This window comes from Vibrio sp. 1CM7H (assembly GCF_023161645.1).
Taxonomy (GTDB): domain Bacteria; phylum Pseudomonadota; class Gammaproteobacteria; order Enterobacterales; family Vibrionaceae; genus Vibrio; species Vibrio diabolicus.
This window is the reverse complement of sequence record NZ_JALNTV010000001.1, coordinates 836,942-851,968: the sequence shown is the minus strand read 5'-3', so window position 1 is coordinate 851,968 and position 15,027 is coordinate 836,942. Positions and strand designations below refer to the sequence as shown.

The 15,027-nt window shown below is 41.1% G+C and carries 15 protein-coding genes; 12 read left to right on the top strand and 3 right to left on the bottom strand.

Features of this window, described 5'->3' with window-relative positions; translation table 11 throughout:
- Nucleotides 1–128 precede the first annotated feature (128 nt).
- Entirely contained in the window at nt 129–1,088 is a 960-nt protein-coding gene (locus tag MSG33_RS03710) for a diguanylate cyclase (RefSeq protein ID WP_248379902.1), read from the top strand.
- A complete protein-coding gene (locus MSG33_RS03705; protein WP_012842267.1) occupies nt 1,085–2,077 on the top strand; it encodes a Solitary outer membrane autotransporter beta-barrel domain in 993 nt (330 codons plus the stop codon). The genes MSG33_RS03710 and MSG33_RS03705 overlap by 4 nt, the downstream gene beginning before the upstream one ends.
- 24 nt (nt 2,078–2,101) lie before the next feature.
- Here the strand turns inward: MSG33_RS03705 and MSG33_RS03700 are convergent, their stop codons facing one another.
- The gene (locus MSG33_RS03700; RefSeq protein WP_053808401.1) at nt 2,102–3,340 is read right to left on the bottom strand and encodes a GGDEF domain-containing protein; all 1,239 of its coding nucleotides are present in this window, start codon (nt 3,338–3,340) and stop codon (nt 2,102–2,104) included.
- 254 nt (nt 3,341–3,594) lie between these two features.
- Here MSG33_RS03700 and MSG33_RS03695 point away from each other — a divergent pair, with 254 nt between their 5' ends.
- The 10 genes from MSG33_RS03695 (at nt 3,595) to MSG33_RS03650 (ending at nt 13,502) form a co-directional block, all read left to right on the top strand.
- Entirely contained in the window at nt 3,595–3,963 is a 369-nt protein-coding gene (locus MSG33_RS03695; RefSeq protein WP_005394489.1) for a late competence development ComFB family protein, read from the top strand.
- Between the two features lie 41 nt (nt 3,964–4,004).
- Entirely contained in the window at nt 4,005–4,286 is a 282-nt protein-coding gene (locus MSG33_RS03690; protein WP_005394488.1) for an HlyU family transcriptional regulator, read from the top strand.
- Nucleotides 4,287–4,721: 435 nt separating this feature from the next.
- Nucleotides 4,722–6,278 (top strand): Re/Si-specific NAD(P)(+) transhydrogenase subunit alpha, encoded by a 1,557-nt coding sequence (locus MSG33_RS03685; protein WP_005394487.1) that lies wholly within the window; start codon nt 4,722–4,724, stop codon nt 6,276–6,278.
- Between the two features lie 8 nt (nt 6,279–6,286).
- Complete coding sequence (gene pntB, locus MSG33_RS03680; protein WP_203347428.1) at nt 6,287–7,663, top strand: Re/Si-specific NAD(P)(+) transhydrogenase subunit beta; 1,377 nt, start codon at nt 6,287–6,289, stop codon at nt 7,661–7,663.
- A 155-nt stretch (nt 7,664–7,818) separates the two neighbouring features.
- Nucleotides 7,819–9,273, top strand: a complete 1,455-nt coding sequence (gene vxrA, locus MSG33_RS03675; RefSeq protein ID WP_005394482.1) for a sensor histidine kinase VxrA — start codon at nt 7,819–7,821, stop codon at nt 9,271–9,273.
- Nucleotides 9,248–9,910: a response regulator transcription factor VxrB gene (gene vxrB / locus MSG33_RS03670; RefSeq protein WP_005394480.1), complete on the top strand. Its 663-nt coding sequence runs from the start codon at nt 9,248–9,250 to the stop codon at nt 9,908–9,910. Before vxrA ends, vxrB begins: the two co-directional genes overlap by 26 nt.
- A gap of 6 nt (nt 9,911–9,916) precedes the next feature.
- On the top strand, nt 9,917–10,798 hold the full coding sequence (locus tag MSG33_RS03665; RefSeq protein ID WP_005394478.1) for a DUF2861 family protein: 882 nt from the start codon (nt 9,917–9,919) through the stop codon (nt 10,796–10,798).
- Between the two features lie 60 nt (nt 10,799–10,858).
- The gene (locus MSG33_RS03660; protein WP_012842270.1) at nt 10,859–11,980 is read left to right on the top strand and encodes a conjugal transfer protein TraF; all 1,122 of its coding nucleotides are present in this window, start codon (nt 10,859–10,861) and stop codon (nt 11,978–11,980) included.
- 42 nt (nt 11,981–12,022) lie between these two features.
- A complete protein-coding gene (locus tag MSG33_RS03655) occupies nt 12,023–12,184 on the top strand; it encodes a YoaH family protein (protein ID WP_005394474.1) in 162 nt (53 codons plus the stop codon).
- Nucleotides 12,185–13,112: 928 nt separating this feature from the next.
- The gene (locus MSG33_RS03650; protein ID WP_248379901.1) at nt 13,113–13,502 is read left to right on the top strand and encodes a universal stress protein; all 390 of its coding nucleotides are present in this window, start codon (nt 13,113–13,115) and stop codon (nt 13,500–13,502) included.
- Between the two features lie 102 nt (nt 13,503–13,604).
- On the opposite strand, the gene MSG33_RS03645 is transcribed toward MSG33_RS03650, so the two are convergent.
- On the bottom strand, nt 13,605–13,817 hold the full coding sequence (locus MSG33_RS03645; RefSeq protein ID WP_012842272.1) for a hypothetical protein: 213 nt from the start codon (nt 13,815–13,817) through the stop codon (nt 13,605–13,607).
- Nucleotides 13,818–14,123: 306 nt separating this feature from the next.
- Nucleotides 14,124–14,963, bottom strand: coding sequence for a LysR family transcriptional regulator (locus tag MSG33_RS03640; protein ID WP_226420670.1), 840 nt, complete (start codon nt 14,961–14,963; stop codon nt 14,124–14,126).
- Between the last annotated feature and the right edge of the window lie 64 nt (nt 14,964–15,027).

The window sequence follows — 15,027 nt, the reverse complement described above, 5'->3', positions numbered from 1 at the left end:
TAATCGTTATAGACAATTGATTCCGTGATATTTAAACAAAAATATAGCACTTAATTATGAGTCGAATGCAACAACTCTATGAGTATGGTATATGTTTAATAAAGACAAAATAAGAAATGGAACGCGTTATGCAACCGACAGGGACATCAATGCGAATCCTCCTGGTTGACGATGTTCAGCTAGACAGGATGCAGTTGGCTATTCGTCTTAAGCAACTTGGACATATTGTAAAAGCGGTGGGGAGTGGGCTAGAAGCACTAAACACCTACGAGAGTTTTGATCCTGAACTGGTATTACTCGATATATCGATGCCAGATATGAACGGTTTTGAAGTCTCTCTTCATATCAGAGAAACCTTTCCCGACTGGATCCCAATAATTTTCCTGAGCAGTCACGAAGAGCCAGAAATGATTGCAAAAGCCATAGAGGCCGGCGGTGATGATTATTTAATTAAACCCGTAGATAAACTCGTACTGAACTCTAAGCTTATCGCAATGCAGCGTATTGCCCATATGAGACGAGAGCTTAAACAAGCGACAGCTCAATTGGAGAAAGTGAACCAACTTTTGACCCAGCAAGCGAATGAAGATGGCTTAACCAAACTCTATAACCGTCGTTATATCGATCATAAGTTAGAATCGATGGTTGCATGGCATGGCCGTCACAACATGCCAATGGCTTTGATTTTATTAGACGTCGATTTTTTCAAACCGTTTAATGATAATTACGGTCATATAGAAGGAGATCGTTGCTTGCAAGCCATTGCGAGCCAACTTAAAGCAACATTTTGTCGCTCTGGTGAATACGTAGGGCGTTATGGCGGAGAAGAGTTTGTGGTGTTACTGGGTTGCACAGACGCCCAAACCGCAGAAAGAGAAGCAGAACGTATACAAGAGGCCATGTATTTTCTGGATTACCCACATGAGTATTCTAGTGTGTCTAATAGAGTGACAGTGTCACAAGGTGTTTTTGTTTTTCAACCAACGGGAAAAGAGCAGCAGTCTGATTTGTATGCGACGGTGGATAGAGCGTTGTATACCTCAAAATCTTTAGGAAGAAATACACATACGGTGGTAAATGCAAGTTGAAACAATCTGTTATCAATAGTTATGCCTTAGCTACACTGTCACTTTTTTCATTATGTTCTAAGGCTAATTCGATTCAAGATCAAATACAAAAAGAGTATGAAAGGAACTTTGCTATTGGGATCGTTCTGTCAGATAGCGATGTCTTTACGGTAGGATTTCATGATTTCGATCCGAACGAATACTTCAACATAGATAACGAAGACATTGGTACTCAAGATTCGGTTGATCTCAGAAAGAAGATCGCTGTATCAACGCTACCATTTAGTTTTGATTTGTTTGAACAAGAGGGAATACAAACTCACTACCTATTAAATGGCCGAGTTTATGCCTTAAGTACAGAGCAAGATGTGTATGTAGACCAAAAAGGACAGATTCCAGATAAAAGTAAAGAGTTAGTCATGGGCGGATATATTGAGTTTGCTGGAGAAAAACACCTCACTGATAAGCTAACGCTTAGTGGCGCAATCGGCTCACACTTAATGTACTATCAAAACGATTATAGTTATCGTAGTAATGCACTGAATGACCTAAAACCATTTCTAGAAGGTGTATACCTAAACACCAGTGCTTGGGCCGTTGTTGGAGAAGTCAACACAAAGCTCAAATACCTAGAGCATGAATCGTGGGGGAAATGGTACCTCTGGTCGGCTCCTCACTATTTTTATGGCACTGGCTGGGGTAAAGCAAATAATGGTGATATTGGCAATCCGGAAGGCTGGTATTGGGTCAATGGAATAAAGGTGTTTTATGATTTTACCCACATTGGAGATACTGTGCAGTCAGTGTATTCGAGCTTCAATCGAGTTGATATTGGTGGTGATACAAGAAAACCCATGAATACTGTGCACTACTACGAAGCCAGTGTTGGATGGTTAATGACACCACCATTTGACTCCGATTGGATAGATAATATCGGGATCGGATTAACGATCAATTATGGTAGTGCGTTAAAAGGAGGAAGCTTAGTCTTGTTCTTTAATCAAGATTAGTCGGCTAACTTTCGCTCTGGGGTATTAATGAAGCCTCACGCAATTGCGTCCAGCCTTTTTCGCTTTGTAAAGCGCTTCGTCCGCTAACTTTATCACGTCCTGAGGTGCTTGCCCGTTTTTGCTGTCGGCCGCTCCGAAACTTGCGGTGACAAAGACTGACTTTCTCCTCGAACTGTCGTTACCACGCTTTTTTTGGCCTTGTTTATGGTTATCTGGGCGGGATTCTTCATCACGCAAAATCATCTCATACTCTGCGATGGATTTACGTGCTTCTTCTAAAAACTCTTTACACTCATCTGCGTACTTGCCTTTAAAGACGATGGTAAATTCTTCTCCGCCAAATCGATATACTTTTGCGCCACCGGGAGTTTTAGTTAGACGCGAAGCGACCATTTTTAATACGTCATCACCCGTATCGTGACCGTAGGTATCGTTAAACTTTTTAAAGTGGTCAACATCAAGCATTGCGATCGTGAACTTTTTGCCCATGTGTTTTAAGTCAAGGTCGAGTGCGCGCCTACTCGGGATCCGCGTTAAGCTATCTGTGAAAGCCAATTGATGGCTGGCAGAGGCAGCATAAATAATGATAAGCAATCCCGTTAGGGTAAACATGGTGCTAGATATGTATTGCACATCAAAGAAAATGAACGTCGCGGACGCCAGCACCATTGCAGAGTAGGTCATAGCATGGATGATTTCATTCTTCTTTAAAACAAGAATTCCGAGGAAGCAGACAATACCCACACAATATAAAACTAGAATAAAAGGCAGTTTAGAAACCGTAGGTACGATAAATAAAATGCCGCTTGTCCATTGTTCAAACCCACCTTCAACGTAATACGCTAACGTAAGGTAAGACCAAAGAACGAACATCGTTAACATCAAGAGGTAAGTAAACATGGCTCTTGAGTCGAAACCGTCTTTACTAAACAAAAATACCGCAAGAAAAGAAACAGGAAGTAGCGTGGCTAAAATGGTCAGCTCAAGTAAGGCTGTACCACTTTGAAGTGGAACTTGTAGCCTGTGCTGTATCACGAAATAGGCCAGTAACGTCGCTAAGCACACCATTGACTCCCGACCTTGCTTAAATGAATAGCAAAGGAGCAGTGCACAGCCTAACAGTATGTACGGCAAATTTGCGGCAATACCCCAGTTTGACTGAGTCATCTGAATGATGTTGTTCATGCTCGAACTCACTAATCCCAGCAACATAAATGGGAAAAGGAATCGAAAGCCTGATGAAGTCATTGATGATGAGGACATCTATTACAAATTGCCTGAAAATAGTTGATTATATAATTGGTTAGGTTAAGCGTTTCATCAATATAGATATTAATCTGCTATCGATTTTCTTTCTTCGAGAACTAGCAAGAATACGTCTATTTGCTCATTTTCCCAAGTATTTTGGGAGACATTACGACAAAAAGAGAGAGATTGATTAAATTAAGAGCAATCAATAAGTTGTTATAAACAAGTCGTTGCTATACTTGTTTTCATAGAACAAGGGAGATTTGCCAATGCAGATAAGTTCAGATGTGCATAACTACATGGAAACACTTGTTGGACAAGTGCTCAGTTTGCCTCAGTTTGTAGAGCAGTATGACAACGAGCAGCTCGCAGATATCGCGTGCCTTGCACTTATTCAGCTCAAACCCGTCTATATTCGTCATGATATTGATTTTTTATCTTCGCTTCCGGAACAAAAGCTCACCCAATTTAAGCAAAGTGCAGATATCGCGGTGAAAAACGCGGCAGAAATGGTGAAAGAAGACCGGCGTAAAAACCGAGATCATGATGTACCTGTAATTTTTACCCATACCAGTTATGATGAAGACAAAGAATTGGACTGGTATGAAAAACCAATCCTCAATGTCAATATTAAGTGATACAAGCTTAATCTATCGATGAGCTTACCCAAGGAGGAACCGTGGGATTTTTTTCGCGTTTGTTTGGTGGTAGTGAAAAAACTGCTGAAGTAAAAACTGTGGAACCAGTTGAGTACAAAGGTTTCCTTATTTACCAAGAGAGCCTTTCAGAGGGTGGGCAATACCGCATTGCCGGTCGAATAGAAAAGCAATACGACGATGAAGTGAAAACTCATCGATTTATTCGTTCAGATTTGCTCGGCTCGGAACAAGATGCCAATGAACTTATGTTGAAGAAATCTCAAATGTTTATCGATCAAATGGGCGATAAAATCTTCGACTAACAATTCACCGCAACTTGATTCCAATCATCTTAAAAAGAGCCATTAGTGTATATGCTGATGGCTCTTTCTTTTTTAGAGCTTAAATGTTTGTTAAGTCAGCATTTAATTATGATCTGGTTAGACCTCAGTCTAGTAAGGCATGGCGTTGTTATTTTTCGTGCTCAGAGCGACAATCATTCATTACTTAGCGTTATATGTAATGAAATTTAGTATTTAAATTACAAAACACTTGAAGTAATGAGACGCGTTCGATACAAACAGAATAATAACAGGGCTGTTAGTCAAGGTGTTATTGTGCAAATGGGTGGCCCCAAACACCATCTTTCGTTTGCAATTGTCTTGCGTGGTAAACAGATAGAAATAAAAAAGAGTTAGAGTAGAGCGACGCTCTGTTTTGGGGCTAATTTATTGATATGTATACAAGGAGTATGCGTTTTGCAAATCGGTGTACCTAAAGAGATACTTGCGGGTGAATCGCGAGTAGCTGCATCGCCGAAGTCGGTTGAGCAGTTAATAAAGTTGGGATTCGATATCGCGATTGAATCCCAAGCGGGGGTGCTTGCGAGTTTCGATGATGCTGCTTATGAAGCTGCTGGTGCGAAAATCGTTTCTAGTGAAGAAGTTTGGGCATCTGGTCTTATTCTAAAAGTTAATGCGCCAATCGTAGATGAAGAACAAGGCATTGACGAAATCGCACTACTACAAGATGGTGCAACACTTGTTAGCTTTATTTGGCCTGCTCAAAACGCAGAGTTGATGGAACAACTTTCAAGTAAGAACATTAACGTTCTTGCCATGGATTCTGTTCCTCGTATCTCTCGTGCGCAAGCCTTAGACGCGCTCTCTTCGATGGCTAACATCGCTGGGTATCGTGCGGTTGTTGAAGCAGCTCATGAGTTTGGTCGTTTCTTTACAGGTCAAATAACGGCTGCCGGTAAAGTACCACCAGCGAAAGTATTGGTCGCTGGTGCGGGTGTGGCTGGTTTGGCTGCAATCGGTGCTGCGGGTAGCCTAGGGGCTATTGTTCGTGCATTTGACGTTCGCCCAGAAGTAAAAGAACAAGTTGAGTCCATGGGAGCAGAGTTCCTGACCGTGGATTTCCAAGAAGACTCTGGTTCTGGTGACGGCTACGCAAAAGAAATGTCCGATGACTTCAACAAAAAAGCAGCAGAGTTATACGCAGAGCAAGCTAAAGATGTTGATATCATCATTACAACGGCACTAATCCCTGGCAAACCTGCTCCGAAGCTGATCACCAAAGAAATGGTCGACAGCATGAAAGCGGGCAGTGTCATTGTTGACTTGGCAGCTGCTAATGGCGGTAACTGTGAATACACAGTGAAAGACCAAGTTATCATGACAGATAACGGCGTAAAAATTGTTGGTTACACTGACATGGTCGGTCGTTTGCCAACGCAATCTTCTCAACTTTACGCGACAAACCTTGTTAACCTTCTAAAACTGCTGTGTAAAGAAAAAGACGGTAACATCAATATTGATTTCGAAGATGTTGTTATCCGTGGTGTCACCGTGGTTAAAGAAGGTGAAATTACATGGCCTGCACCACCAATTCAGGTTTCAGCGCAGCCGCAAGTGAAACAAGAGCAACCTGCGAAACCAGAGCCTAAAGTAGAAGAACCTACCTCTCCAACGAAGAAAATTATTGGTGTAGCCGCGGCAGTAGGTGCTTTTGCTTGGATTGCATCGGTTGCGCCGGCAGCGTTCCTTTCTCACTTTACTGTATTTGTTTTAGCTTGTGTTGTCGGCTACTACGTGGTTTGGAATGTTACCCATGCACTTCATACTCCGCTTATGTCGGTAACGAATGCTATCTCCGGCATTATTGTGGTTGGTGCATTACTGCAAATTGGGCAAGGTAATGGGGTCGTTTCATTCCTATCCTTTATTGCTGTATTGATCGCCAGCATCAATATCTTCGGTGGTTTCACCGTCACCAAGCGTATGCTTGAAATGTTCCGCAAAGATAAATAGGAGTTACAATGTCTGCAGGATTAGTACAAGCAGCTTACATTGTTGCTGCATTATTTTTCATCATGAGTTTGGCGGGGCTTTCAAAGCAAGAGTCCGCTCGTAATGGTAACTACTATGGTATCGCAGGTATGACGATCGCGCTGATCGCGACGATCTTCAGCCCTGATGCTCAAGGCTTTGGGTGGATCATTATTGCGATGGCGATAGGTGGGGCGATCGGTATTTTCTATGCGAAGAAAGTAGAAATGACCGAAATGCCAGAACTGGTTGCGATACTGCACAGCTTTGTAGGCTTAGCTGCGGTTTTAGTTGGCTACAACAGTTACCTTGATGCGCCAGAAGCAGCAACTCATGCTGAACATGTTATCCACCTTGTAGAAGTATTCTTGGGTGTCTTCATTGGTGCCGTAACCTTCACGGGTTCAATTGTTGCATTTGGTAAGTTACGTGGTGTGATTTCTTCTTCGCCGCTTAACCTTCCTCACAAGCACAAAATGAACCTTGCAGCGGTTGTGATTTCTACGCTTCTTATGATCTACTTCGTAAAAGTAGATGGCAGCATGTTCGCTCTGATTGTGATGACACTGATTGCGTTCGCGTTCGGTTACCACTTAGTTGCTTCAATTGGTGGTGCTGATATGCCAGTTGTCGTTTCAATGCTGAACTCATATTCAGGTTGGGCAGCAGCAGCAGCAGGTTTCATGCTCGCAAATGATCTATTAATCGTAACAGGTGCGTTGGTTGGTTCTTCAGGTGCGATTCTTTCTTACATCATGTGTAAAGCCATGAACCGTTCGTTTATCAGTGTTATTGCTGGTGGCTTTGGTCAAGAGATTGTGATTTCAGGTGACGAAGAGCAGGGCGAACATCGCGAAACAACGGCAGAAGAAGTCGCTGAAATGCTGAAGAACTCAAAATCAGTAATCATCACCCCAGGATATGGTATGGCTGTAGCGCAAGCGCAGTATCCAGTGCATGAAATTACTGACGTACTTCGTTCAAAAGGTATTGAGGTTCGCTTTGGTATTCACCCAGTAGCAGGTCGTCTTCCGGGACATATGAACGTGTTACTTGCTGAAGCGAAAGTACCGTATGATATCGTTCTTGAAATGGATGAAATCAATGATGACTTCGCTGAAACCGATACAGTACTGGTTATCGGTGCTAACGATACGGTAAACCCGGCAGCTCTGGAAGATCCGAACAGCCCGATTGCTGGTATGCCTGTACTGGAGGTTTGGAACGCGAAAAATGTAGTGGTATTCAAGCGTTCAATGAATACTGGTTACGCAGGTGTACAGAACCCACTGTTCTTCAAAGAAAATACATCAATGCTATTTGGTGATGCGAAGGAAAGTGTTGAGTCTATTTTTAAAGCACTCTAACCATTCTTGATTTAAAACTATACAGGGTCAGCAATCGCTGGCCCTTTTTTGTTCCGTTTCAATGTTATAGTAATGCAAATCCTTCTGTTAGCAGATGTCAATTGCTTGTAGATTGATGTATAGTTTTGGCTAATGTAACAAGTGACGGTAACAGTTTGATTAAAAAGTTTTTGCTCGGTTTTGCAACTGTATTGCCGCTTTTTTCGGCACCTGCATTTTCCGATTCACTACCAGAAAGAATAGATACGTTTACAGAGCTATTTAATTATGAAGTAGCTCTTAAATCGTATGATATTCGTATTCTGCAATCAAATTATCCTACCAAGTTACTTGCGCCAGATTCGCTTCTGCCGCAAACGTCTGACTATCCGTTAAAAGATATACAACAGCTTTACAGCTTAGCGAATACTTGTCGTGGTAAATTGCCACTGAGTCCTTTAATTACTGAGCCGTTAGTATTTACAAGAGCTATCTGTAAAGGGACGCAACTGACACCACGTTGGTTTTCGCGTAGTGGCCTCATTCACCCTGGTGGTGGGACTTATGCTGCACGCTATGTGGATAAGTATCCAGAACTCAAACCCAAGCTTGCTCAATACATGCATATTAAAGAGCGTGACAATGAGGAAGGGGATGAGTTGTTAGAAAGCTTGAAAAACATGGACGACGACGCCATTAATGCTTTGATTGCAGGCGCGAGCATGTTTATCGAAGGTAACGAACTTTGGTTACGACGTGGTGACCGTTACTTTGTCTTCGAGAAAGATATCTGGGAAGAAAACGTCGCTAATGCGGGTTTGTCATACGCTCTAGCGTCTCAAAGCAAAAGTTGCTTTGTTAAACGAGGCAATATTTGTTGGGATGTAGAAGATCACTCACAAGTTTTGCGGATCAGTATGATCATACTGGTAATCGCAAATATTCTTCTAGTGATTGGTTGGGCTGTATACCGCTGGAATAGTAAGCGAGAAGAGCTCCGTAGTAGAATGCTTGTGTTGCAAATTTTAACGCATGAGCTCAGAACACCGATTGCATCTCTATCACTGACGGTTGAGGGCTTTCGCCGAGAGTTCGAGCATCTACCTGAAAGCGTGTATGACGAGTTTCGCAGATTGTGTGAAGATACACGTCGTTTGCGTCAATTGGCAGAAGCGAGTAAAGATTATTTGCAATCTGATAACCAAATGCTTGCAACAGATTGGGTTCCGTCTGTCGCAGACTGGTTAGAATTTAAGATCGAAGAAGAATTTGATAGTGCCGTGCTTTTCAACATCAATGAAGATGTGGCTGCTAAAGTTAATGTGTACTGGTTAGGAACTTGTATCGATAACTTGCTTCGTAATGCGCTTAAGTACGGTATTGCACCAGTTGAATTGGATGTTTCAACTAGTGAAGAAAAAATAGTATTCCAAGTCCGAGATGCTGGTGGCCTAACGGCTAAAGATTGGGCAAATTTGAAGAAACCGTTCGTCAGTAAGAGCGGGTTAGGACTTGGGTTAACAATCGTTGAATCTATGGTAGGCCGCATGGGCGGAAAAATGTCCCTGATGGGACCACCTACAACCTTTATATTGGAGATACCTTGTGAAACAGACACTGCTTCTCGTTGAGGACGATAAAAACTTGGCTGATGGCCTGTTAGTAAGCCTGGAACAAGCAGGATATGAGTGTTTACATGTGGAACGTATTGCAGACGTAGAACCACAATGGAAAAAAGCTGACTTGGTTATTCTCGATCGCCAACTCCCAGATGGTGACTCTGTACAATGTCTCCCAGAATGGAAACAGATTAAAGACGTACCAGTTATCTTGCTAACGGCACTTGTTACCGTAAAAGATAAAGTTGCAGGCCTTGATTCCGGCGCGAACGACTACTTAACGAAGCCTTTTGCTGAAGCGGAACTCTTTGCGAGAATCCGTGCACAGCTACGAGCACCGGATTCAGCAGAGCAAAGCAGCGCTGATAAAGTGATCACAAAAGACTTAGAAATTGATCGTTCAACTCGTGAAGTTACCTATAAAGATGAGCTAATTACGTTAACTCGTACAGAGTTTGATCTACTGCTATTTTTAGCGTCGAACTTAGGTCGCGTGTTTACTCGTGATGAGCTACTTGACCACGTTTGGGGTTATAATCATTTCCCAACAACACGTACTGTGGATACGCACGTATTGCAGCTTCGTCAAAAACTGCCAGGACTGGAAATTGAAACACTTCGCGGTGTTGGCTACAAGATGAAAGCATAAGTCATAATGAAAACACTACTCCCCGTAGTTCTCTCATTAGCGTTAGTGAAACCAGTCCATGCAATGGACTGGTTTCAAACCAACACGCCTTTAACGCAGGCACATCAACACTTACTTGAAGATGATCTTGCCGGTATGTTCAACTCTCTTGTTGAACTGTGGCAAACGGAACCAAGCAAAGATTTGACTCCTCACCTGAATGATCTTCTTGGTCAGTCACTATCTAAAAACTGTGGCAAGTCTCTCACTGGTGTAACGCTGCCTGAATGGATAAGTGGCGTGAACGTTATTCGTCAGACCATCCAAAGCCCTGGGCGAGATACATTTAGATTAGTGATCAAGCTAAGAGCTACAACTGACATCGAAAATATTTCATTTAATCGATGGGTGGATGATTCTATATCCGCAGACAGTTCATTCAGTTATGAAGAACAGCCGAGCGGTACAGAATTAGCCAATGAGCGCAGTTATTCGAAACGCTATAACCTCACGGGTAAGCTTGAAGCAGGCTTGTATCACTTAACTATTGTTTCTAAAGATAAACAAGAGTATCGAACTTGGGTAATATTAGGAGATTCCAATTCTTCGCAATATGTTCGTTGGACATCTAAAGAGAATTGGAAAGTAGAAAAGAGCGCACTTCGTAATCCCCATTGTCCATTACCGCAACTTGAAGTTGGTTTATATGACTACATTGATGGTCAATACGAGCAAATGTGGAAAAAGACTTACGAGTCTAACTATCCCAATTCACTAGAGCTTGCGGGTGTCCCAAATGATAGATACGTGCTAGCAGTGAGTATCAACAGTCGTCGTTGGCAGGGCGATATAATTGTTGAGCAAGCTCAAACTATTAGCCGAACCTATGATCTTTCCCAAGAAGAATAGTTAAAGAAATACCATTTGTGCCGATAAAGGTTCAGGAAGAACCAAAATCACAAGTGTAGTATGAAAACCAAATATAAAATTCTAGCCACCTCTGTTGCCACCACACTTTTCGCAAACGTTGCTTCGGCTGCCACTTATGCGATAGAAGCTCGTAGCGATGCGATGGGTGGCGTTGGTACGGTATCAGCAACTTATCTGACTGCTCCTTTTTTCAACCCCGCACTTACTGCAATTTATCGCCGAAACGACGATGCTGGAATGATCGTGCCAAGTTTTGGTGGTAACTACGATGATCAATATGATCTTGTCGATGAAATCGAACGCATCAGCAAATTGACTGATGTCGATGAAATCAAAAAATCGATGAATGCCATAGATGGAAAAAAAACTGACTTTGATCTTGGTGGCGTTGTCGCTATAGGTATTCCTAATAAATTTTTATCTGCAACTGCATACGGTAAGTTATACACTGAATCATTCGTGCAACCAAAAGTAGATACGTCAGGTACTAATCCGTTAGACGATAGCTACGTACAAGGTGTTTCTATTGGTGTTGCTGAAGCAGGTGTATCACTTGCTAAATACACCAACTTTATGAATCAACACCTTTCATTTGGTGTTACGCCTAAACTTCAGCGTATTTATACGTACTCTTACGCCACGAGTTTTCAGAATTTCGATACCAAAGACTTACGTGAACATGAAACAGCGGAAACGATGTTTAACTTGGATGCGGGCGCGCTTTGGTTCTTTGGCCCATATCGTGTCGGTATTTCAGCAAAAAACTTGATCGGAAGAGACGTTAAAACAAAATCGTTCATGTATGGCAGTGATACGATTAAATCATACGAATACAGCATGCGTCCCGTATATACGGTCGGGGCAGGGATTGTTGCCGATTACTTTACTATGAGTGTCGACTACGATCTTAATGAAGAAAAACGTTTTTCATCCTTCGATGATAATACGCAAATGATTCGAGCTGGTATTGAATTTGATATCTTGCGTCAAATGGCGTTGCGAGCGGGTTATATGAAAAACTTAGCTCGAAGTAGCGACGAAGGTACCATTACTGCGGGTATTGGACTGTCTCCACTTAAGTTGATCGAATTAGATATTGCTGCTCAGTACACGAACGAGAACGCAATGGGGGCATCAATTAATTTCCTTGCGACCTATTAATTGAATCGTTATAGTCTGCTCCTCAAAATGAGGAGCTTTTTTATGTTTGACGATTTACCCCCTCTATCTCACCAAGAGCAACAACAAGCTGTAGAGAAAATTCAAGAATTGATGGCGAAGGGCACAAGTACAGCAGAAGCCATCAAAATTGTTGCCGAACAGATTCGATCTGAGTACGCAGAAAAACAACAGCAACAAAACTAATTAATTCATATCAGGGCTTTGGCCCTGTTTTTTTGGTCCTCATATTTATCCTCAAATATTTTCATACCTTAACGTAGTTACGTCGTAACGTTATTTCTATACCTTTCAATTTATTCAACTTCCTCTATTCTGTACTAAGCAGTTAGTAAAATTTTACTTGTTTAAGTTAACCTTGATGCGTTCTGGCTTGAACGAATATGGGGTGAAATGCTATTTTTTAAATTAAAATTAATAAAATCAGTAACTTGTGTTGGTTTTTTGTCTTGTAGTTATGTTTCGAACATCTTCTTGTGTAATTAAATTACAAGATGATGATTGGGTATGTTTTCAAGTAGAGGATTATGCTGTGAAGATAAAAAAGACACGTTGTAACAGAAAAATAAAATCTGAATATAGTTATATAGTTGACGTTATATAGACAGTAAGTGCTCGCAGACGTATGTCGGTTTTAGGTTGAACATAGGAGTGTTGGACTCTGTTTTAACTCTAAATCTTGTCTTTAATTCAGTGTTGTCTATGAAATAACTCTTAATCTTGATCGATGGATTACACGAAAAAATTACTTATTGCCAAGTGGTTTTACTAAACTAGGCGACGTTGTAATTAGGAATATAAAACAAGCTGCAATAGAAATTGACAGGGTTTAGAAGCGTAGTGACGGCGTAACGTGGGTTTGTTTGCGTTAGTTACATAGTTATGTACATCTTAAGGAGGGAGAACAAAATGGGCCACATATCAATAACTGGTTCCTAAGTCACTAGTTGACTTCAAGAGCCTTCAATGGCTATTAGATAGCTGATCGCTCGGCTGTTTCCACATTCTTATATCAAACTCCCATATTTTCATGAAATATGAGTTTAGACATTGCATTCGCTCTTAGTGAACTAGACTTACTATAAGCACATGAAAACTAACTAGGAGAGAAAGAATGAGTTACAAGCACGTTTTAATCGCTGTTGATTTATCTCAATCTAGCCAAGTCGTTATCGAAAAAGCAATAACTCAAGCAAAGAACTCGAACGCCAAACTTTCATTCGTTTATGTGGATGTTGATCGTGTGATCATGGAGCCGAAAGAAGAACAAAAGTTGCAAAAGGAGCTACAAGAACTCGCTGATAAATGCCTATATCCAGTACACGAGACGATGGCAGTTATCGGTGACCTGCATATCAAATTGTCGGGAATCGTAAAAAAAGAGGGAATAGACCTAGTAGTCTGCGGTCATCATCATAATTTATTGAGCCGTTTCTTTTCATCGGTACCAAGGGTAGCGAATGAGGTTGAAGCAGATTTATTGATTGTTTACTTGGATGAGTGACAGTAACGCAGGTTTGTGCCACATCTTTTGTAATCCCGTTTTTCGCATATTAAAAAGCCGAACGTTTGCGTTCGGCTTTGCGTATGATTGACAACAAAATAACTAACCAGGAATGGCAGATGCCTCTTGGGATAAAATAGATGCAGACTCTGCGTTTGACTGCAAATCAAAATGCACGTTAACTTGCACACCTTCTCGCTCAAAAGTGACATCATCAAAATCGGTCATAGCAATTTTGAATCCATTTCTAGCAAAAAAGCCAGTCACCATAGTTCGCTGCTTAATTTCTAGTGCAGACGCGAGTAGCTTATCCATGGCATTCTCCTTGGTTATTGTGGGGATATGGGTAGAAGATACACGCAGAACGGTATGAAATCAATTTAATATAAAGCTGCTTTCGATTAAATTTTTAATGTAAGTCAATCTATCGTTTAACCCACGTGATTTATTCCACGCAAAGCCTTGATAATGAAACGGTATAGCATCTCATGTTGTGATAACAAGCATAAAGTTGGGGATTTTCATAAATGCCTAACGAGGCTCTTTGAAACAATACGTTACAAAGCTTCTCGCTAGATCTCATGAGTTATCAAAGGAAAATTATAAACCTGAAAAGCCATCCTAAAGTGATTCATTTTTCAATATTTTTGATAACTCAGACCTAATAAAAGTAGATATTTCAGCTAGCTTTCTTGGTAAAGGGTTTTGATAAGGGTAGGCGATATACATGGAGCGTTCTATATCAAAATTTTGTGAAATTTGGATATTGTTGTCTATATGGTTACTTTTTACAAGGTAATTTGGAATGACGCCAACCCCAACCCCCTCAGAGACAAAGTTTATTAAAATAGAGGTGTTATCAACTTCGATAACGTCAGTGTACTGCTTTTTAATTGATTCCTTATTCGAGTGATTCTTGTAGATTAATAGCGTGTTGTTATTGGCATTGTTAACTGTAGATATTAAAACATCGTTATAATCACCGATTTTATGTGCAATCAGAGTGTCATCAATAATATTATTAAGCCTAATCGCTAAATCTACATTGCTTTCTAATAAATTCTCAACATTGTTACTTGATGATATTTCAAAGTTCACTGCTGGATATCGTTCTTGTAAGCCTTTAAGAACAGAACCAAAAATAGAAGAGGCTATAGAGTTGGGCATTGTAATTTTAAACTTTCCATTAATGCACTCACTCAACGAGCTAGCTCTGTAATTCAACTCCTGCAAGCTCTCTAACGTTTTGATGGCAAGCTCTCTAATGCTTTCACCATGATCAGTTAAAACGAGTTTTCTTGTTGTCCTGTGGACGAGTGTTACACCAAGTTGTTTTTCTAATGCCGCTAACTGCCTGCTGACTTGAGCTTTCGACTTTCCAAGTTCTTTTGATGCCTCTGTAAGAGAGAGGTGTTTACAAATGGCTGCAAAGCAGACCAGCTCATTGTTCATCAATTCCATGATTGTTACCTTTTTGCAACTCTGAGTCACGTTGTCTTTTAACGGGAGGGAAAGTATAACTTGC

What these genes read in the sequence shown, in the direction of transcription:
- MSG33_RS03710 (WP_248379902.1), top strand. Translation starts at nt 129, where the DNA reads ATGCAACCGACAGGGACATCAATGCGAATCCTCCTGGTTGACGATGTT.
- MSG33_RS03700 (WP_053808401.1), bottom strand. Translation starts at nt 3,340, where the DNA reads ATGTCCTCATCATCAATGACTTCATCAGGCTTTCGATTCCTTTTCCCA.
- MSG33_RS03695 (WP_005394489.1), top strand. Translation starts at nt 3,595, where the DNA reads ATGCAGATAAGTTCAGATGTGCATAACTACATGGAAACACTTGTTGGA.
- pntB (WP_203347428.1), top strand. Translation starts at nt 6,287, where the DNA reads ATGTCTGCAGGATTAGTACAAGCAGCTTACATTGTTGCTGCATTATTT.
- MSG33_RS03665 (WP_005394478.1), top strand. Translation starts at nt 9,917, where the DNA reads ATGAAAACACTACTCCCCGTAGTTCTCTCATTAGCGTTAGTGAAACCA.
- MSG33_RS03660 (WP_012842270.1), top strand. Translation starts at nt 10,859, where the DNA reads ATGAAAACCAAATATAAAATTCTAGCCACCTCTGTTGCCACCACACTT.
- MSG33_RS03655 (WP_005394474.1), top strand. Translation starts at nt 12,023, where the DNA reads ATGTTTGACGATTTACCCCCTCTATCTCACCAAGAGCAACAACAAGCT.
- MSG33_RS03650 (WP_248379901.1), top strand. Translation starts at nt 13,113, where the DNA reads ATGAGTTACAAGCACGTTTTAATCGCTGTTGATTTATCTCAATCTAGC.
- MSG33_RS03645 (WP_012842272.1), bottom strand. Translation starts at nt 13,817, where the DNA reads ATGGATAAGCTACTCGCGTCTGCACTAGAAATTAAGCAGCGAACTATG.
- MSG33_RS03640 (WP_226420670.1), bottom strand. Translation starts at nt 14,963, where the DNA reads ATGGAATTGATGAACAATGAGCTGGTCTGCTTTGCAGCCATTTGTAAA.